The sequence below is a fragment of the Streptomyces sp. JHA26 genome, assembly GCF_002005565.1.
In the GTDB taxonomy this organism is placed as follows: domain Bacteria; phylum Actinomycetota; class Actinomycetes; order Streptomycetales; family Streptomycetaceae; genus Streptomyces.
This window is the reverse complement of the sequence record NZ_BDJC01000062.1, coordinates 20,127-37,957: the sequence shown is the minus strand read 5'-3', so window position 1 is coordinate 37,957 and position 17,831 is coordinate 20,127. Positions and strand designations below refer to the sequence as shown.

The following is a 17,831-nucleotide window of genomic DNA, read 5'->3' as shown; positions in this document are numbered from 1 at the left end:
GGCTGCGCCGGTGTCCTCCAGCCGGTCGGCAAGCAGTGCGGCGATGCCCCGCCAGGCCGCACGGGCCGGATCGTGCTCCAGAGGCAGGAACACGCGGGACTGCCCCAGCTTCTTCTCCTGCGCAGGGCTGCGCCGCCACGCAGTCATCGGCTCACTCTGGTGCATGTTCCGGGACACGAGCGGATCGCCGTAGCCGAGGACGACACCGTGGACGCCGTCCGCGTCGTGGTGCAGACGGACCCGGCGCGACTGCCAGGTGTACAAGTCGCGCAGACCGGTCGCGGACCGCCCGTCGGAGCCCGGGCCGCAAGGATCACGGCGCCAGGCCGGCCGGTCGTCGGCGGAGAAGTTCAGCAGCTCGGTGTCCGCCGCCACCAGATTGAGCAGCAGCGTCTCGTGCAGAGTGCGGCCTTCCACGAAGACCCCACCCAGGCCCCCCGCCCATCCGGTGCCGAGTGGGTACACCTTGCCGCCCTTGACGCGGTCGTCGCCGACCATGCCGGACTTGATGCCGGAGGTGTCGTAAGCGTGGACGTGGACGACCCAGCGGGCGGCCTCGGCGAAGGACAGCCGCTGTACGTCCGGCATACGCGCGCTGAAGAACGGCTCCCCGGCAGGCACGTCGGCCACGATCCGGTTGAGCGAGAACACCTCGTCCTTCGCCGTACGCAGCCCGGCCGTCTGCCCGAACGGCGCGACCGGATGCAGGAGGTCGAACCGGTCGTGATGCTCGTCCAGATAGGCCTGGACCGGAGCGAAACAGTCGGGGTCCTCCCAGAGCTCCGCCCACTCCTCGATGTCACCGGGGCCGTCCAGCGCGTCGTGCGCGACGGCCAACAGGAGACGGACCAGGGCGAACTCCTGGGTGGCCAGGTCGCCCACGACGCACCGCAGGTCACCGGCCTGAGCGAAGATCTGACGGAGCGACAGTTCGTCCTGGGAGCCGTCGCTCCGCAGGACGCCGATCCACGGTCGGCTGGTGAGGTCGAAGGACGTCATCGCGCCCCCGCCCTCGTTGGCACCGGCACCGGCACCAGGCAGTCAGTCGTCTGCGTCACGGGTCACCTCAAGACCGTCGCTCGGGCTGTAGCGGAGTGAGAAGCCTGCCAGCTGGGTCTGACAGTCCTCGTCGAGTGCGAGGATCAGCTGGTCGGAGAGCCAAGGGCTGTCCTTGCCCTGCCACTTGGGCAGATACAGCCGCTCCAGTTCCTCGATGGCCCGGTCCATGACCTCGCCGGAGAACTGCAGGGGGAGCCGCAGGCCGCAGCTCGCGGCCGTACGGGCCGCGAACCGCGCGGGCGTCGCGTCCTGCGGCAGCTCGATACCGGCACGCTGCCGTCCGGTGCCGTCCGGTGCGAGCCACGGCAGGGTGGCGAGGCTTCCGTCACCGCGCCGCTGCACGACGACGACCTCCAGGCTGTCCCGACTGTCCCGGACCTGGGCACGCCCGGTGGGGGTGTCGTCCGCGTCCCCCACCCCCGCGGCGACCCAGCCGAACAACGGCCGCCCCGCTTTGCCGACGTCTCCCAGACGGAACACGGCGGCGCGCTCGGCCTGGTCGTCGCGGTGCCGGTCGAACTGCTCGCGTGCCTTCTTCAGCGCGTCCTGCCAGTGTTCCGGCCCGACCGGCCCCTCGCCGTAGGCGCCCTGCACGAGGGGGCTGATGTCCGCCGGGAGTTCCACCGGTCGCCGGGATCCGCCGTCGAGGTGGGGCAGGAGCACCGCGGCCGACCGCAGCAGGGCGTACCGTCCGTAGACGGCGACCGACCCCCGCACCGGGGCGGGCACGTCCGCCGTCCAGTCGACCCCTGTCACCAGACAGCGCGCGGTCCGCAGCCGCTCGGGCCGCTCCTCCTGGCCCGGGCCGCGTCGGTGGCGGTGCAGTCGCCCCATGCGTTGCAGGAGCAGGTCGACCGGGCACAGGTCGCTGACCAGCAGGTCGAAGTCGACGTCCAGGGACTGCTCGGCCACTTGGCTGGCCACCACGATGTGCCGGCCCGTGGGTCTGTCGTCCGTCTTCTCCGGGGGACCGAAGAGCCGGAGCAGTGCGCTGTCCTTGTCCGCCCGGTCGAGGTCGACGAAGCACGAGTGGGCGACGGTCACGTTCTCGGCGCCGAACCTGGCACGCAGTGCGCGAGCCGTCTCCAGCACCCGTTTGACCGTGTTCCGGATGACCAGGACGCATCCGCCGTCGGTCAGTTCGCTCTCCAGCCGGTCGGCGAGGACGTCCGGGTCGTCGGTGAGACGCTCCACCCGCACCTGTACCGACCGGGCCGACGCCTGCGGGCGGCGGACCAGTGGAACGCCGCCCGGGCAGACGGCCGTCAGCAGCGGGTACGCGTCCGTCGCGGTGCCGTCCGGTGCGGCCGCGTCCCCGGATGCGGCCGCACCGGTCCGGCCGGAGTACGCCTCGACGAGTTCGCGCCTGCGCGACGCGGGCAGGGTCGCGGACAGCACCACCACCGGAATCCGGTACGCCCCCAGCCAGGCCAGCACCCGGTCCAGGTACACGCTCATGTACGTGTCGTAGGCGTGCGCCTCGTCGATGACGACGACCTTCCCGGCCACGGCGAGGTGGCGCAGGGCCAGGTGCCGGCTCTTCAGCCCGGCGAACAGCAGCTGGTCGATGGTGCCCGCGACGAACGAGGCCAGCATGGCCTTCTTACGGCCGCGCAGCCAGGCATGCGCCACCAGCTCGGCACCCGCGCGGCGCCGGTGATCCGGCTGCTGCCGGGACGGGGACGTCTCCTCGTCCACCTCCACGGCCGCAACCCGCCCTGCGCGGGCCATCAGGCCGGCGAAGTCCTCGTTGAGAGCGGCCTTGGAATGGGCCAGGTGCACCGAGCGGCGTGATCCCGCCACCCCCGGCAGCCGGTCCAGCCAGTCGAGCAGGCGGGGGAACATGGCGTTGCCGGTGGCCATGGTGGGCAGGGCGAAGAAGACCCCGCCCGCGCCGGAACGCGCCGCGAAGATCTCGGCCACGGCGAGCGCCGCCTCCGTCTTGCCCTCACCCATCGGGGCCTCGACGACCATCAGGCCTGGCGTCTTCATCTCCCGGGCGAGTTCCACGGCCGCCTCCTGAACAGGGCGCACCCTCGCCTCCGGCGGCAACCCGAACCGGGAGGTGAACAGGTCCTGGGCATCCCCGACAGGTTCCTCGGCCCGCCAGGGGGCCGGGAGGTCCAGCCCCTGCCAGGCCGCGGCAAGACGCTCCTGGTCGCTGCGGGACGCACCGTCGGGAAAGTAGGGGAAGAGGTCCGGATTGCTGGCGATCCAGTCGGAGACGATGACCAACGCGGTCAGCAGCACCTGCACCGGTTGCGGCAACTTCACCGTTCGCCACGCGTCCAGGCGTTCGGCCACCCCGAAGCGGTCGGCGCAGGCGTCCAGCAACTCGGTCTGCGCCTGCCGCCAGACACGGCCACTCGCACCAGGGGTGCGCAGCAGCTCCTCGTGTGCGTAAAGGGCCTTGATCTGCCCGTGCTCGGGCGGCACACCATGATGCCCGCCCACGACCACGGTGAACTGCCCGGTTCGGGCGGACCCCCACCCGTGCCGTTCCTCCAACCACTCCCCCAACAGCACCTGACCGGCCAGACCGTGCGGCGCGATCCGGCGGTCCGGCCCCATCGCCCTCGCCGAGCGCATCTCCAGACCGTGGTCGCGCATGGCGTCGGCGAGTTGATCGACCTGGCAGGCGAACGCGGGGGTGGCTTTGCCGATGTCGTGCACTCCGGCGAGCCATACGGCGAGAGCGCGGGCGTCCGCCTCACCCTGCGGCAATGCCTCGGCCACCAACCCCCGCACCCCTGCGGGCAGCCACTGATCCCACAACAGCCCGGCAACCGCGGCACTGTCCTCCATGTGCCGCCACAACGGCAGCCATCCGTCGGTGTCACGGTCGTGCTTGGCCCACACCGCCCGCGCCGGCCCCCCGAGCCGACACAGCAGGCCAGCACGGGTGTTCCCCCCAATGCTCATGAGGGATTGATACAGGCAGAGGCCCTCTTCTGGCATCAGAATGAGCAAACAGAGTGATCTACGGACAGAAAACGTCGACAAGCCATAGGGTGTTCGGCCCGCCACCGCCCCATCTCAACGCCCTACAGCCCTGAATGGGAGCTAATGCCCCATTCGCCGGAACCTCCCATACTTGCTGATCTCACGCTCCTCCAGCACTAAGCTCGCAGGTCAGGAAGTCTGCTCCCCGCACCCGCGGGGATGGTCCCGGCCCCGGCTGCGGCAAGCCGATCTTGCACATCTGCTCCCCGCACCCGCGGGGATGGTCCCCTTCGCCCCGTCCGTCCCTCCGTCCGTTGCTGCTGCTCCCCGCACCCGCGGGGATGGTCCCGAGGCAGAGCCCCGCCTGGCTGCCATGGAGAACTGCTCCCCGCACCCGCGGGGATGGTCCCAACCGCGTCTCGCCGCCGCCCTGGAGCGCCTGCTGCTCCCCGCACCCGCGGGGATGGTCCCTCGGTAGGCGTGTACGCCGGCCCCGGTGGGCCCTGCTCCCCGCACCCGCGGGGATGGTCCCTACTACGTCCACCAGCCGATGTACATCGACCGCTGCTCCCCGCACCCGCGGGGATGGTCCCGTGTATCCGGCGATGACGTTGGGGCGGGTGCCCTGCTCCCCGCACCCGCGGGGATGGTCCCAACGAGGGACGGCCACTCCTGATGGCGGTCAGCTGCTCCCCGCACCCGCGGGGATGGTCCCCACCGCACCCGGGAAGCCGACGTCGTCCACGGCTGCTCCCCGCACCCGCGGGGATGGTCCCCAGGCGCACAACCTGCTGACCGCGTGCACGACCTGCTCCCCGCACCCGCGGGGATGGTCCCTCCTCCCAGTGCCTGCGCAGCAGCGTCTCGTACTGCTCCCCGCACCCGCGGGGATGGTCCCGCGGCCACCCTCCGCAGGTACTGGACCAGCGGCTGCTCCCCGCACCCGCGGGGATGGTCCCGCCGCTGCGGCCTCGAGGCGCAGCCGACCGTTCTGCTCCCCGCACCCGCGGGGATGGTCCCGAGACCGGGTATTTCGACGCGAACTCGGTGAACTGCTCCCCGCACCCGCGGGGATGGTCCCAAGACAGCCTCGCCCAGTGCGAAGCCGCCGTCCTGCTCCCCGCACCCGCGGGGATGGTCCCGAGTCGCGCGGATGGCGGCCCTGCCGGACCCACTGCTCCCCGCACCCGCGGGGATGGTCCCAATGAGGGCACCGAACCGGGTGGACGCTGTTGGCGTATTCCGTTGCGGCGTACCGATCGGTGCGAAGGCCGTAGCAACACACCGCCCGTACGGTGTTCTCCCGGGGAACCCCGCCAACTGCCTCTGTAGGGCGGGTCCGGCAGTCGACGGGCGGATTTGTCGGCGGCACCCGGGGGCAGGGGCCTACTTTCCGCGCCTGCAGAGGAGGCTCCGTTCGTCAGGACGTCGCGGAGCAGCCCTGCGGTGGGTCAGCGCCCCCGAGAGGTGAGGATCAGCCGCCGAGATCTCCCGCGGCCCCCCGCAGAGCCGTGAGGACCCTGGCCACGGCGCCGTCCTCGCCCGCGCCCCTGCGGACGGCCGCGACGACGTGCCGGACCGGGCGGTCCGCGTGCAGGGCGCGCATCGCCACGCCGTCGCGCGGCACCGCCGCCATGCGGGGGACCAGGGCGACGCCCATGCCGGCCTCGACCATCGCCAGGATCGCCGTCCAGCCGGCCGCCGAGTGCCCCTGGTGGGGGCGGAAACCGGCGGCCTCGCAGGCGCCGCGCGTGATGTCCGACCAGGGGCCGCTGCCGCCGAAGATCCACGGCTCGGCGGCCAGGTCCGCCAGCCGCAGCCCGGCCGCGTCGGCGAGCGGGTGGGCGCGGGGCAGGGCGACGTCCAGCGGGTCGGCGAAGAGCGGGACGCGGGTGAAGCGGGGGTCTGCGGCGGTCGGCGCCTCGGCCGCCAGGGACAGGGCCAGGTCCACGTCCTGGGCGGCCAGCAGCTCGTACGCCTCCTGCGCCTCGGCCTCCCGCACCCGCACCGTGATGCCGGGGTGTGTGGCCCGCAGCGCGGTCACGGCCGGTACGACGAGGGCGGGCACGGCGGTGGAGAAGGCGCCGACCCGCACCTGCCCGGCCTCCCCGTGGACGTGGGCCGCCAGGTCGGCGTCCGCCCGCTCCAGTTGCTCGAACACCGCCTCGGCGTGCCGCAGGACGAGCCGGGCCGCGTCCGTCAGCCGGACCCGCCTGCCGTGGGCCCGGAGCAGTTCCACGCCGAGCTGCCGGGAGAGGTTGGTCAGCTGCTGGGACACGGCCGACGGCGTCATGTGCAGCGCCTCGGCCGTCGCGGTGACCGTGCCCCGGTCCCGCAGCGTCCGCAGGATCTGCAGCTTGCGGAGGTCCCATTCGGCCATGACGGCAACCTACCGGCGTGCCCCCGCGCCGAGGACGACCCCGGTGAGGATCAGCGCCATGCACCCGGCCTGCGCCCAGCCGGTCGGTTCGGCCAGCAGCGCCCAGGAGAGCAGGGCGACGCAGACCGGCTGGAGGTAGTAGACGACGCCCGCGCGGGCCGCTCCGATCAGGGAGATCGCCTTGTTCCAGGCGAAGAAGGCGACGGCCGAGGAGGCGACGCCGACGTAGAGGAGCGGCAGGACGGTGGTGCTCGTCGGGGTGAAGCCGCCCTGGACGGCGAGGCTGACGGCCTGGACCGGCAGCAGCAGGACGGTGCCGAGCAGGAAGGTGGTGAAGAGGAAGGCCACCCCGTCGAGACCGGCGGGCCTGCGGCGCAGCAGCGCGCTGTAGGAGCCGAAGCAGCAGGCGGCGGCGATCATCCACAGGTCGCCGGCCGAGAAGGACGCCCCGTCTCCCCCGACGAGCAGCAGCACGCCCGCGCAGGCGATGAGCAGCCCGGCGATCCGGCGCGCGCCGAGCCGGACGCCGCCCGCCCGTTCGTGGACCGCCATCAGCACCGGGGACGCCGCCATGATCATGCCCATGTTGGCGGCGGGGGTGGTGACGCCGGCCTGGTTGACGAGGGTGTTGTAGACGGTGACGCCGAGCAGGGAGGCGAGGAGCACGAAGCCGAGGTGGCGGCGGACGAGTGCGCGCTGCCGCCAGGCCCGGCGGGCGCCGAAGGGGGCGACGACGGCGAGGGCGATCACCCAGCGCCAGAAGGCGTGCTGGACGGGCGGGACGCTGTCGCCGAGGGCGCGGGAGGTGACGAAGCTGCCGGACCAGACGAGGGTGGCGAGGACGGCGAGCGCGAGGCCGAGGGCGACGGGCGCGGGCGGCTTCGCCGGGGCGGCGGTGGGGTGGGGGGTGGTCCGGTGGGCGGCTGTGGCCACGAAGGTCCCTTCCTGGTGGGGAGCCTGGCGCGGCTACCGTCCCAGCACCGGAACCGTCAGGTCCATCGAATCTTTTCGACCGTTCTTTGAAGGAGAACTGAAAGGTCTGTCGTCGATCCGTGGCCGGTGGCCATGGGGGCACCCTTCGTGGTGGGGGCGTGGGCCCGGGAAGTGGCCCGGTAGAAGGTGGCTTAGGGTTAAGCAAGTTTCCGTCAAGCTACTTTCTTGCGGGCGACCGGACCGGCCCCGATACTCGTGCCATGACCGGACACCCCGAGCCGAGACCCGCGCGGCGCCAGGACCCCGTCGACGTGATCGTCGATCAGTGGGCGGCGGTGCGGCCCGACCTGGACACGGTCGCGATGGAGGTGTTCGGCCGCGTCTTCCGGCTCTCGCGCGCGATGGGCGACCGGATGGAGAAGGCGTACACGCCCTACGGGATCTCCCGGGGCGAGTTCGACGTGCTGGCCACCCTGCGCCGCTCCGGTGAGCCCTACGCCCTCTCCCCCCGGCAGCTGTCGGCCACGCTGATGCTCACCACCGGCGGCATGACGGGCCGTCTCGACAAGCTGGAGCGGGCCGGACTGCTGCGCCGCTCCCCCGACCCGCACGACCGCCGGGCACTGCGGGTCACGCTCACCGAGAAGGGACACGAACTGATCGACGAGGCGGTCGGCGCCGGACTGGCCGTCCAGACCGAGGCCCTGTCCGCCCTCGGCGCCGACCGGGCCGGCCACCTGGCCGACCTGCTGCGCGACCTCCTCGCCGGCACCGAGAAGTAGTCGGCCGCCCGACCCACGGCCGGGCGGCCGACCCACGTCCTCTCAGCCCACGTGCGCGGCGACCGCCGCCTCGGTCTCCGCCGCGCCCGCGGCGTCCGCCGCCCAGGCCACGTACCCGTCGGGCCGCACCAGCACCGTCGTGCGGCGTCCGCTCGCCCAGTGCTCCACGGCCAGCCGGTCCTCGCGGCCGGCCCCGGCCCGGTACGCCTCCCCCTCCCGGCCCGGGCCCGTCTCCGGGCCGATCAGCACGAACCGTCCGCCGCGCAGCGCCTCGTACAGCCGGCCGCCGCCCGCGAGGGCCACGTCGGGCACGCGGGTGCCGGTCAGCCGGTGGGATCCGCGGGGGGCGGGGTAGCGGAGGCCGACGCCGGTGAGGTGGCCGACGGCCCGGCGACGGGCCGGGCCCACGTGGTCCAGGAGGGTGGTGACGGCCGCCCGCAGCGCCAGCGTCCAGAGGTGCTTGGCCATGGCGAGGCGGACGATGCCGCCGCTGCTGCGCAGCACCGCCCTGCCCACGGGGTGCCGCTCGGCCTGGTAGGTGTCCAGCAGCTCGGGACCGGCGTGCCCGTGCAGCACGGCCGCCAGCTTCCAGCTCAGGTTGGCCGCGTCCTGGAGGCCGGTGTTCATGCCCTGGCCGCCGGCCGGGGTGTGCACGTGCGCCGCGTCGCCGGCGAGGAAGACGCGGCCCACGCGGTAGGCGGGCGCCTGCCGTTCGTCGCTGTGGAAGCGGGACATCCAGCGGGCGTCGTGCATGCCGAAGTCCCGGCCCAGGGCGAGGCGGGTGATCTCCTCGACCTCCTCCAGCTCGAGGGGCTCGTCGTCGGGGACGTTCCGGCCGCGGTGCCAGCCGACCACCCGGTAGTACCCGTCGCCGAACGGCGCGAGGAAGGCGAAGGCGTCCCCGACGGTGTTGACGGACAGCAGCGTCTCCGGCTCCCGGGCGAGGCGCACGTCGGCCAGGACGACGGAGCGGATGACCGAGCGCCCGGGGAAGGGCAGGCCGATCGCCTCGCGCACGGTGCTGCGCATCCCGTCGGCGCCGACGACGTAGGCCGCCCGCAGCGTCTCCGTCCCGCCGTCCGGACCGCGGACCTCGACGGTCACGAAGTCCTCCGCCGGGTCCTGGCGCAGGCCGGTCGTCTCGGTCTCGTACCGGAACTCCACCCCGGCTTCCACCGCCCGTCGCTCCAGCGCCTTCTCGATCTCGTACTGGGGCAGGACGAGGAGGTGGCGGAACCGGGAGGGCAGGGTGGCGAGGTCGACGGTGAGGTCGCCGAAGAGGCGGAGGCGGTCCAGCGGCGCGCCCGCGGCCTCCAGGCCGTCCGCGAGCGCACGGGCGTCGAGCTGCTCGAGCGTGCGGGCGTGCAGGACGAAGGCGCGGGAGAGGTTGCTGATCCGGTGCGGGCGCTTCTCGACGAGGGTGACGGGGACGCCGGCGGCGGCGAGGTCGCCGGCCAGGAGCAGGCCGGTGGGGCCCGAGCCGACGACGACCACGGAGCGGACGGACTCGTGTCGGATGCCGTTCATCTGGGCCTCCTCGAGGTGCCAACGCTTGTTTGCCAACGCTTGTTGTCACCGTACGACCGGCTGCGACCGTAGTCAACACTTGTTGGCCAACGTGTGTTGGCCTACGCTCTTGGACATGTCCAGCACAGCACTCCGCGGCGGGACCGGGGACGACGAGTCACCCGTCCGCCGCTCCGACACCACCCGCGCCGCGATCCTCGCCGCGGCCCGGGAACGCTTCGCCCGCGACGGGTACGAGCGGGCCACCATCCGTGCCGTCGCCCGGGACGCGGGCATCGATCCGTCGATGGTGATGCGGTACTACGGCACCAAGGAGGGCCTGTTCGCGGCCGCCGTCACGGTCGACCTCGCCCTGCCCGACCTGACCGAGCGGCCGCGCGAGGAGGTCGGAAGGGCCCTGGTGACCCACTTCCTCGCCCTGTGGGAGGAGAACGAGGTGCTCACGGCGCTGCTGCGGGCCGGGGTCACGAACCAGGCCGGGGCCGAGCGCATGCAGGACATCTTCCGCGACCAGCTCCTGCCGGTCGCCCGGCGGGTGTGCCCGGACCCCGAGCAGGCCCCGGCGCGGGCCGCGCTCGTCGCGTCGCAGGTGCTCGGCCTGGCGCTCACCCGGTACGTGCTGCGGTTCCCGCCGACCGTGACGCTCCGCCGCGAGGAGGTCGTGGCCTGGCTGGCGCCCACGCTCCAGCGCTATCTGACGGCACCCAGCCCGTGAAACGGCGAGGGCGCCCGCCCGGTCCGCGTACGGCTGGTGCGTACGCGGACCGGGCGGGCGCCCTCGGTGGAGCGGTGGTGGGCCGTCAGGCCTTCGCGTCGGCCTTGGTCTTCACGTTGCGGCTGGTCACACGGTGCTTCTCCTGGGACCTGTCCAGGACCATGACCAGACCCGCGATGACCGCGAAGAGCGCGATCGGGAGCAGGACGTAGAGGCCCAGCGTCTCGATGACGCTCAGGCCCGTGCCGGGGTCGTCGCCGTCGTCGCGGGTCAGCGCGAGCGCGGGGGACGACATGAGCAGCATCATCAGCGTCGTACCGGCTGCCAGGGCGCCGGCGCGCAGGGCGTTCTTCTTGTCCACGGTGCAAAGTTAGCGAACGGCCGAACGGGGCGCGCGCCCGGGGTGCCGTACGGGGCCCCGGGCGGTCCCCCTCAGCGGGCGGAGCGGTCCCGCATCACCTCGATGAGGGCGTGCAGGCGCGGTGAGGCGGCCAGTTCCTCCAGGGTCACCGGGCGTCCCTCGGCGTCGGCGACGGGCAGCCGCCAGTTGGGGTACTGGTCCCAGGTGCCGGGGAGGTTCTGCGGGCGGCGGTCGCCGACGGCGTCGGGGAGCCAGAGGCCGACCATGCGGGCGGGGGTGCGCAGCAGGAAGCGGTGGACGGCCTGGATCCCGGCCTCCTCGGAGGAGGTGCCGGCACCGTCGCCGGTGCCGTGCAGCAGGCCGAGGCGGGCGAGCAGCCCGAGCCACTCCGCGGCGTCCGCCGCCGCCTCGGCCCTCTCCTGCTCCAGCGGGCGGGTGAGCAGGCCGAGCCGGTCGCGGAGTTCGACGTGTTCGCCGGTGAGCCGGGCGGCGGTGGACGGCAGGTCGTGGGTGGTGGCGGTGGCCAGGCAGTCGGCGCGCCACCGTTCGGGGGGCAGGGGCCGGCCGTCGCCCGCCCAGTCCCGTTCGAACCAGAGCACCGACGTGCCGAGCACCCCGCGTTCGCGCAGGGTCTCGCGCACGCCCGGCTCCACGGTGCCGAGGTCCTCGCCGATGACGACGGCGCCGGCCCGGGTGGCCTCCAGGACGAGGACGGCGAGCATGGCCTCGGCGTCGTGGCGGACGTAGGTGCCCTCGGTGGGCGGGTGGCCCTCGGGGACCCACCAGAGCCGGAACAGGCCCATGACGTGGTCGATGCGCAGGGCCCCCGCGTACCGGAACAGGCCGCGCAGCAGGTGCCGGAAGGGCGCGTAGCCGGAGTCGGCCAGGCGGTCGGGGCGCCACGGCGGCAGGCCCCAGTCCTGGCCGCGGGCGTTGAAGGCGTCGGGCGGTGCGCCGACCGACATGCCGGCGGCGAAGTACTCCTGCTGGGCCCACGCGTCGGCGCCCTGCGGGTGCACGCCCACCGCGAGGTCGTGCACGATCCCGATCGGCATCCCCGCCTCGCGGGCGGTGCGCTGGGCGGCGGTGAGCTGGGTGTCGGTGAGCCAGGCCAGGCGCGAGTGGAAGTCGACGCGGTCCGTCAGCTCGCGGCGGGCGCGTGCGGTCTCGGCCGAGCGCGGGTCGCGCAGCCCCCCGGGCCAGCGTCGCCAGTCGGAGCCGTGCACCTCGGCGAGCGCGCACCAGGTGGCGTGGTCCTCCAGGGCCGTGCCCTGTTCGGCGAGGTAGTCGTCGTAGGCGGCGCGGCGGCCGGGCCCGAGGGGGACCTCGTGGAGCAGTTCCAGGGCCTCGCGCTTGAGCTCCCACACGGCGTCCCGGTCGATGAGGGCGCCCTTGTCCAGTACGCCCTCCCGCAGCCGTCCGGCCCGCTCCCGGAGGGCGCGCACGCGGTCGGGCTCGGGGAGGTGCGCGAACTCGAGCACGGCCTCGATCCGCAGGTGGACGGGGTCGGGGAAGCGCCGGGAGGAGGGCCGGTAGGGCGAGGGGTCGGCGGGGGCGCCGGGCACGGCCGCGTGCAGCGGGTTGACCTGCACGAAGCCGGCGCCGAGGGCTCGGCCGGCCCAGGCGGTCAGTTCGTCGAGGTCGCCGAGGTCGCCCATGCCCCAGGAGCGGCGGGACAGGAGGGAGTAGAGCTGGACGAGGAGCCCGTAGGAGCGTCCGGGCGGGGCGGGCAGCCGGTCCGGGGCGACGATCAGGTGGGCGGTGGCGGTCCGGCCGTCGGGCGCGGTGGCGGTCAGGCGGTGGTAGCCGGCGGGGAGCCGTCCGGCGTCGGCGCGGGTCTCGCCCTGCTCGGTCTCGACGCGCAGGACGGTGCCCTCGGGCAGCGCGGCCAGGGCGGCCGGTGTGCCGCCGCCGGTGCGGGCGACCACGGTCGGCGGCAGCAGGCGCTCGCGCAGTTCGTCCTCGCGGGCGGCGAGGGCGGCGCGCACCGCGGCGGGACCGCTCGCGTCGACGTCCAGGGCGGCCAGCGCGAGGGTGACGGCGGTGGCCGAGGCGGTGACGGTGCGGTCGGGGGACGGGTGGTAGGAGGTGGCGACGCCGTGCAGGGCGGCGAGCCTGGTCAGATCCTCGGGAAGGTCCTCGGTGGGCGGCTCGGCCGGCCGGGCAGCTGGCATCTGTTACCTCTACGACCTCGTGGGTTCCGGTACGGGGACGGCGAAGGAGGGGCCGCCCTGCTCCGGCACGTCGGCCGTGAGTTCGGGCGAGGACTCGCTGGTCAGCGGCACGGCGTCGGCGAAGGGCGACTCGCTGGTCAGGGGCTCGGCGTCGGGCAGCGGCGGCTCGCTGGTGAGCGGCGTCTCGGCGCAGCTGCCGGTGGCGCCGAAGACGCAGTAGTGCGGGGTTCCGGAGTCGGCGGAGGGCTCCGCCCAGGGGGTGGACGGCTCCGCCACGGGTTTGGAAGGGGCCGGGAGCAGCAGGGGCGCCGGTGCAGCCACGGGGGTCTCCTCTGGTTCGGGGTCTGGGTCGGGCTCTGGATGAAGCTCTGGGTCAAGCTCGGTTCGGGCTCTGGTTCGGGCTCTGGATGAAGCTCGGTTCGGGCTCTGGGCCGGGCATGGTGTCGAGCACGCCTGTGGCGAGTTACGGCAGCCCCTACCCAGTTCGCGCGAGGACAGACGCCCCGACTCGGACAACGTGCTCCTGGTCACAGCCACCCCCTTCCACATGCGCACAGACCCGGTCGAAAAATCACCTAACCCACGCACCGAACACCCAAACCGGTCACCCGGACCCGCCCCGACGCGACACGGCCGCCCAGAACTATTCACTCAGTACATGTATTCAGTGAATACTGGGCGCCATGAGCACCCGTCACATCCTCCTGGGGCTGCTCGCCACGGGGCCCAGCCACGGCTACGACCTCAAGCGGCGCCACGACGAACGTTTCCCCCAGGCCCGCCCGCTGGCGTACGGGCAGGTCTACACGACCCTGCAGCGCCTCGTCCGGGACGGCCTCGCGGAGGTCGACGGCACCGCGTCGGACGGTGGCCCCGAACGGACCGCGTACCGCGCCACGGACGAGGGGACGCGCGAACTGGCGCGCTGGGCGGGCGAGATCGCGCCGCCCGCGCCCTTCGTGACGAACGAGATCTTCGCCAAGGTCGTCGTCTCGATCCTCACCGGCGGCGACGCGGCGGCCTTCCTGCAGGCCCAGCGCGCCGCGCACATGGCGCGGATGCGGGAACTCACGGCCCTCAAGACGGCCCCCGGCACGGACCTCACGACCGTGCTCTCGGCCGACTACGCCCTCAACCACCTCGACGCCGACCTCCGTTGGATCACCACCACGGCGGCCCGGCTCACCACCCTGACCACGGAGGTCCGTACGGCATGACACACGGGGAAACGGACACGTACCGCACGACGACGGCGCCACCGCTGCTCGCGCACTGGTGAAGTCCCACGGCAGGACCGAGGCCCTGCGCGGCGCCTGCTTCGACCTGCGGGCCGGGGAGATCCTCGCCGCCACCGGGGCCAGCGGCAGCGGGGAGTCGACGCTGCTGCACTGCCTGGCCAGCACCGCCCGCGCCGAGGCCCGGGCCCGGGCCCGGGCCGGGGAGTGGCTGGAACGGTTCGGGGTGCGCGGGCAGGAGGAGCTGCGGCCGGGCGAGATGAGCGGCGGGCAGGCGCAGCGGGCGGCGCTGGCCGCCCGGGTCGCCGCCGGCGTCCCGCGCACGGTCCTGAACCGCGCCCTCCTCCTGGAGACCGTCCTCCCCCTGGCCCCGGCCCTGCTGCTGGCCGGCGTCGGAGGCATGGCGGTCGGCACCTGGTACTCCTCCCCCACCGGCGACGGCTCCCTCCCGTGGACGGCCCCGCTGGTCGCCCCGGTGGTGTACGCCGCCTGCCTGCTCGCATCGGCGACGTCCCTGCCCCTGCTGGACCGGTCGGTACGGCCGGGGGAGCTGCGGTATGCGTGAGGCTTCCGGCGTGAGCACTCGGCGGGTGACCGTCCTTTGGGCGCTCGAACGAGCGGGGTGAGGACAGTGGGGGCTCGAGTGCTCGTGCTTTCGGAGGGTGTGCTGTGCTACGGACCGGGACGGATCTCGGGAGGAAACGCATGGCGTCACCGCCGCATCGGCTCATCCACGCGCTCGACCGGTTCAACGCCGCGCACCCCTGGGACCACAACGCCCACTACCACCGCTGGATCCTGCGGCAACTCCCCCGCCGGTTCGGCAGCGCGCTGGACGTCGGTTCCGGCGCCGGTGACCTGGCCCGTCTGCTCGCCGCCCGTGCCGACGAGGTCCACGGCGTCGACTCCGACCCGGTGATCACCGCGCGGGCGCGCATGCTGACCCCCGCGGGAACGGCGGTGTCCTTCACCGTCGCGGACGCCCCGACGGAACTTCCCGCCGGGCCCCACGACGTCATCACCTGCGTCGCCGCCCTCCACCACCTGCCGTTCACCGAGGCCCTCGACGCCTTCCGCAGGCACCTCGCCCCCGGCGGCACCCTGGTCGTCGTCGGCCTCTTCCGCCCGCGGACCACCACGGACCACCTGCTCGGCGCGGCCGCCGTCCTCCCGAACGCCGCCATCGGCCGGCTCAGGAACGGAGGACGGAGCGCCGCCCCGCCCGCCTCGATGACCGCCCCGACCCGACCGGCGACCATGCCGTTCTCCGACATCACCGAAGCGGCACGCGCCGTCCTGCCCGGCGCCCGGCTGCGCCGTCGCCTCTTCTGGCGCTACACACTCACGTGGCGCCGCCCCTGACCGGCCGGCCGCCCCAACTCCCCGGCGAACCGGACCCACGCCTGCGGCGCGAGGCGGAGTATCGGCCCGTCGGCGGAGTTCTTGGAGTCACGGACGGCCACGACCCCGGGAACGTTGAGGGCGACCTCGACGCATTCGCCGCTTCCGCTGCTGTAGCTGGACTTCACGAAGTCGAAGCCGTTCATCAATGCATGTCCTCGCTGATGGTTTCGATCAGTCTGAGCGAGTCCTTGGGGGCCAGGCTCAGTCGAGCGGTGCGGTCGAAGAACGAGCTGTACGTAGCGCTTTCGGCCTCGTCCTCGACCCACACGGTAGCCGCGATGGTGTCGACGTGAACCACGTCGACGGCCTCCGGTTCGACGAACGAGACGATGCTGAAGGCTCCCGCCATACAGGCGTGCCCGCCCGCCCGGAACGGCAGTACCTGAAGCCGCACGTTGGGGAGTTGAGCCAGTTCCAGGATGCGGTGAAGCTGCGCGCGCATCACGTCGGGCCCGCCGACCTGCTGCCGCAGAGCGGCCTCCCAGACGACCGCGTAGAACTGAAGGGGATGGCTCCCCTCGAGACGTTCCTGCCGCTTCATCCGGACGTCGACGACGCCCTCGATCTCGTCCGGGTCCGTCCAGACCCCCTCACTGACCACCAGGGCCCTTGTGTACTCGGGCGTTTGGAGCAGGCCGGGCACGAACGCCTGCTGCCAGGTGCGGACCCCACTGGCCACGTCTTCCATGGAGATGTACTCCGCCACCGCCTCGGCCTGCGGCGACTGCTTCCACCACCCCTTGGCCTTGCGTCGTTCCCGGTCCAGCCGAGCAAGGGCGAGCAGTCGATTGACGGTTCGGTCCTCGCGCACCCCGTAGAACTCACAGAGCACGCGGATGTCCGGGTCCCGCATGGGCACCCAGCCGCGTTCCATCTTCACGACCTTCGTAGCGGTCGCGGAGATGGCGCCGGCAGCCTGCTGTTGCGTACGGCCCGCCCCGTCGCGAAGACGCAGCAGTTCGGCACCCAGCTTGCGGCCCAGAACCGTGGAGACCCGGTTTCCTGCGGCTTGAGTTGATCGCGTCACCCGCCACAGTGTGGCGTCGTTCCTCCTCCACGTCGAACTCCGGGGAATTAATTCCCTGAAGCGATTGCCCCCATAGCGCTCGCCCCACTACTTTGGGTGCCCAGCCGCTCACTCTGCGGTCCGTCCCGGCGGAAGCGCACCGTCCTGCCCCACGCAGGCACGGCAGAGACACCGCCGCCCCTACTCGGAGGCACCGCCCCATGGCAGAACCCGTGTCCTTGCCGCCGCCCGCGCCGCTCCTCCACGAGGACCTGCTCGACTACACCCCCACCCAGCGCAGCGTCCCCCTCGCCCGGCGCAGAACCGCGCGGCTCGTCGCGGAGTGGGGGCAGGCCGGTCTCGCCGGGGACGTCGCCCTCGTCGTCTCGGAGCTGATGACCAACGCCCTGCTGCACGGCAGCCTGCGGGGACGGCTCATCCGCGTACGCGTCACCCTCGGTCACCGAACCCTCCGCGTCGAGGTGAGCGACCCGCGCGGCGAACGGCTGCCGCGCCCACGCCCGGTCGCGGACGCCGAAGGACAGTTCGGGCGCGGGCTCCTGCTGGTCGGAGCGCTGGCCTCGCGGTGGGGCTGGGAGCCACGGAGCGTCGGCAAGACCGTGTACGCCGAGTGGGACACCCCGCCCGGCAGGCCTGATTTCCCCTACGCTGAGCGTGTGGACCCCCGCGGATCCGGAGGAGCCTTGTGACCGTGACCGCTGACAGGCCGCAGATGCTCGTCACCGAGTTCGAAGAACTCGCCCGTCATGCCAACCGGAGCATAGAAGGCGCGCGGCTCGAGTTCATCAACGGACATCTTGGGCGGAAGGCCGTGTCCGACGGCGACCACGGACGCGTCATTCAGTGACTCACGCGCATCTGCGTGCAGCACCGGCCCGAACTGTGGCTGGACCCGGCCCAGGGACTGACCGTCGAGGAGTATCAGCAGGGCCGCGCCCGTCCCGACGGATGCCTGGTCCCGGCCGATGCGTTCGTCGGGCAGGGCGAGTGGGCCGACCCCTCCCCCGTCCTCATGGTCGTGGAGGTCACCTCGTACGACTCCGACACCGACCGGCGCGACCGGGTCGACAAGCCCCGGGCCTACGCCGAGACCGGCATCCCGATCTATCTGCTGATCGACCGGGACACCCGTGAGGTCAAGGTGCGCAGCCGGCCGGACGGCGGCCGGTACGAGACCGTGCAGACGCTGCCCTTCGGCAAGGAGGTCGCGCTCCCCGAGCCGGTCGGGATCACCCTGGACACCGAGCCGCTGAAGAACTGGGTGCGCCGAGCGGGCCCGACCCGGCCCGGC

16 protein-coding genes, 1 pseudogene and 1 CRISPR repeat array are annotated in these 17,831 nt (G+C 73.1%); of the genes and pseudogenes, 7 read left to right on the top strand and 10 right to left on the bottom strand.

Annotation, left to right across the window (positions count from 1 at the left end):
• From casA to JHAT_RS28355, 4 genes are all read right to left on the bottom strand, one after another.
• Positions 1 to 999 (bottom strand): type I-E CRISPR-associated protein Cse1/CasA (casA, locus tag JHAT_RS28370; protein ID WP_077801132.1); only part of this gene is annotated, 999 nt, incomplete at its 3' end.
• Between the two features lie 42 nt (positions 1,000 to 1,041).
• On the bottom strand, positions 1,042 to 3,981 hold the full coding sequence (locus JHAT_RS28365) for a CRISPR-associated helicase/endonuclease Cas3 (protein WP_077801131.1): 2,940 nt from the start codon (positions 3,979 to 3,981) through the stop codon (positions 1,042 to 1,044).
• Between the two features lie 219 nt (positions 3,982 to 4,200).
• A CRISPR array of direct repeats spans positions 4,201 to 5,205; the repeat unit is 29 nt; unit sequence CTGCTCCCCGCACCCGCGGGGATGGTCCC.
• Positions 5,206 to 5,476: 271 nt separating this feature from the next.
• Positions 5,477 to 6,382 (bottom strand): LysR family transcriptional regulator, encoded by a 906-nt coding sequence (locus JHAT_RS28360; RefSeq protein WP_077801130.1) that lies wholly within the window; start codon positions 6,380 to 6,382, stop codon positions 5,477 to 5,479.
• A 9-nt stretch (positions 6,383 to 6,391) separates the two neighbouring features.
• On the bottom strand, positions 6,392 to 7,315 hold the full coding sequence (locus tag JHAT_RS28355) for a DMT family transporter (protein ID WP_077801129.1): 924 nt from the start codon (positions 7,313 to 7,315) through the stop codon (positions 6,392 to 6,394).
• 260 nt (positions 7,316 to 7,575) lie between these two features.
• On the opposite strand from JHAT_RS28355, the gene JHAT_RS28350 reads away from it, so the two are divergent.
• Positions 7,576 to 8,097 (top strand): MarR family winged helix-turn-helix transcriptional regulator, encoded by a 522-nt coding sequence (locus tag JHAT_RS28350; protein WP_077801128.1) that lies wholly within the window; start codon positions 7,576 to 7,578, stop codon positions 8,095 to 8,097.
• A gap of 42 nt (positions 8,098 to 8,139) precedes the next feature.
• On the opposite strand, the gene JHAT_RS28345 is transcribed toward JHAT_RS28350, so the two are convergent.
• Complete coding sequence (locus JHAT_RS28345) at positions 8,140 to 9,624, bottom strand: FAD-dependent monooxygenase (protein ID WP_077801127.1); 1,485 nt, start codon at positions 9,622 to 9,624, stop codon at positions 8,140 to 8,142.
• A gap of 115 nt (positions 9,625 to 9,739) precedes the next feature.
• Between JHAT_RS28345 and JHAT_RS28340 the strand changes: the two genes are divergently transcribed.
• Positions 9,740 to 10,339: a TetR family transcriptional regulator gene (locus JHAT_RS28340; protein ID WP_077801126.1), complete on the top strand. Its 600-nt coding sequence runs from the start codon at positions 9,740 to 9,742 to the stop codon at positions 10,337 to 10,339.
• Between the two features lie 85 nt (positions 10,340 to 10,424).
• Here the strand turns inward: JHAT_RS28340 and JHAT_RS28335 are convergent, their stop codons facing one another.
• From JHAT_RS28335 to JHAT_RS28325, 3 genes are all read right to left on the bottom strand, one after another.
• Complete coding sequence (locus tag JHAT_RS28335; protein ID WP_077801125.1) at positions 10,425 to 10,700, bottom strand: hypothetical protein; 276 nt, start codon at positions 10,698 to 10,700, stop codon at positions 10,425 to 10,427.
• A gap of 71 nt (positions 10,701 to 10,771) precedes the next feature.
• Entirely contained in the window at positions 10,772 to 12,874 is a 2,103-nt protein-coding gene (gene malQ, locus JHAT_RS28330; RefSeq protein ID WP_077801124.1) for a 4-alpha-glucanotransferase, read from the bottom strand.
• A 9-nt stretch (positions 12,875 to 12,883) separates the two neighbouring features.
• Entirely contained in the window at positions 12,884 to 13,195 is a 312-nt protein-coding gene (locus JHAT_RS28325; protein WP_077801123.1) for a hypothetical protein, read from the bottom strand.
• A 362-nt stretch (positions 13,196 to 13,557) separates the two neighbouring features.
• Between JHAT_RS28325 and JHAT_RS28320 the strand changes: the two genes are divergently transcribed.
• The 3 genes from JHAT_RS28320 to JHAT_RS28310 all read left to right on the top strand — a co-directional run bounded on the left by JHAT_RS28320 (position 13,558) and on the right by JHAT_RS28310 (position 15,471).
• Complete coding sequence (locus JHAT_RS28320; protein ID WP_077801122.1) at positions 13,558 to 14,091, top strand: PadR family transcriptional regulator; 534 nt, start codon at positions 13,558 to 13,560, stop codon at positions 14,089 to 14,091.
• Between the two features lie 55 nt (positions 14,092 to 14,146).
• Positions 14,147 to 14,674: a hypothetical protein gene (locus JHAT_RS35565; protein ID WP_077801121.1), complete on the top strand. Its 528-nt coding sequence runs from the start codon at positions 14,147 to 14,149 to the stop codon at positions 14,672 to 14,674.
• 140 nt (positions 14,675 to 14,814) lie between these two features.
• Positions 14,815 to 15,471: a bifunctional 2-polyprenyl-6-hydroxyphenol methylase/3-demethylubiquinol 3-O-methyltransferase UbiG gene (locus JHAT_RS28310; RefSeq protein ID WP_077801120.1), complete on the top strand. Its 657-nt coding sequence runs from the start codon at positions 14,815 to 14,817 to the stop codon at positions 15,469 to 15,471.
• Here the strand turns inward: JHAT_RS28310 and JHAT_RS28305 are convergent.
• Together JHAT_RS28305 and JHAT_RS28300 are read right to left on the bottom strand one after the other, a co-directional pair.
• Positions 15,444 to 15,656, bottom strand: a complete 213-nt coding sequence (locus tag JHAT_RS28305; RefSeq protein ID WP_077801119.1) for a DUF397 domain-containing protein — start codon at positions 15,654 to 15,656, stop codon at positions 15,444 to 15,446. The two genes, JHAT_RS28310 and JHAT_RS28305, sit on opposite strands and share 28 nt — an antisense overlap.
• Positions 15,656 to 16,540 carry a helix-turn-helix transcriptional regulator gene (locus tag JHAT_RS28300; RefSeq protein WP_253195635.1) on the bottom strand — a complete coding sequence of 295 codons (885 nt, stop codon included), beginning with the start codon at positions 16,538 to 16,540 and terminating at the stop codon, positions 15,656 to 15,658. Before JHAT_RS28300 ends, JHAT_RS28305 begins: the two co-directional genes overlap by 1 nt.
• A 200-nt stretch (positions 16,541 to 16,740) precedes the next feature.
• Between JHAT_RS28300 and JHAT_RS28295 the strand changes: the two genes are divergently transcribed.
• The gene (locus tag JHAT_RS28295; RefSeq protein ID WP_077801118.1) at positions 16,741 to 17,229 is read left to right on the top strand and encodes an ATP-binding protein; all 489 of its coding nucleotides are present in this window, start codon (positions 16,741 to 16,743) and stop codon (positions 17,227 to 17,229) included.
• Positions 17,226 to 17,807: pseudogene (locus JHAT_RS28290) on the top strand (Uma2 family endonuclease); the annotation flags it as partial. The gene JHAT_RS28295 and the pseudogene JHAT_RS28290, both read left to right, overlap by 4 nt.
• Positions 17,808 to 17,831: the final 24 nt, after the last annotated feature.

Coding starts and splice junctions, on each gene's coding strand:
- JHAT_RS28365 (WP_077801131.1), bottom strand. CDS start 3,981: ATGAGCATTGGGGGGAACACCCGTGCTGGCCTGCTGTGTCGGCTCGGG.
- JHAT_RS28360 (WP_077801130.1), bottom strand. CDS start 6,382: ATGGCCGAATGGGACCTCCGCAAGCTGCAGATCCTGCGGACGCTGCGG.
- JHAT_RS28350 (WP_077801128.1), top strand. CDS start 7,576: ATGACCGGACACCCCGAGCCGAGACCCGCGCGGCGCCAGGACCCCGTC.
- JHAT_RS28345 (WP_077801127.1), bottom strand. CDS start 9,624: ATGAACGGCATCCGACACGAGTCCGTCCGCTCCGTGGTCGTCGTCGGC.
- JHAT_RS28340 (WP_077801126.1), top strand. CDS start 9,740: ATGTCCAGCACAGCACTCCGCGGCGGGACCGGGGACGACGAGTCACCC.
- malQ (WP_077801124.1), bottom strand. CDS start 12,874: ATGCCAGCTGCCCGGCCGGCCGAGCCGCCCACCGAGGACCTTCCCGAG.
- JHAT_RS28320 (WP_077801122.1), top strand. CDS start 13,558: ATGAGCACCCGTCACATCCTCCTGGGGCTGCTCGCCACGGGGCCCAGC.
- JHAT_RS28310 (WP_077801120.1), top strand. CDS start 14,815: ATGGCGTCACCGCCGCATCGGCTCATCCACGCGCTCGACCGGTTCAAC.
- JHAT_RS28305 (WP_077801119.1), bottom strand. CDS start 15,656: ATGAACGGCTTCGACTTCGTGAAGTCCAGCTACAGCAGCGGAAGCGGC.
- JHAT_RS28295 (WP_077801118.1), top strand. CDS start 16,741: ATGGCAGAACCCGTGTCCTTGCCGCCGCCCGCGCCGCTCCTCCACGAG.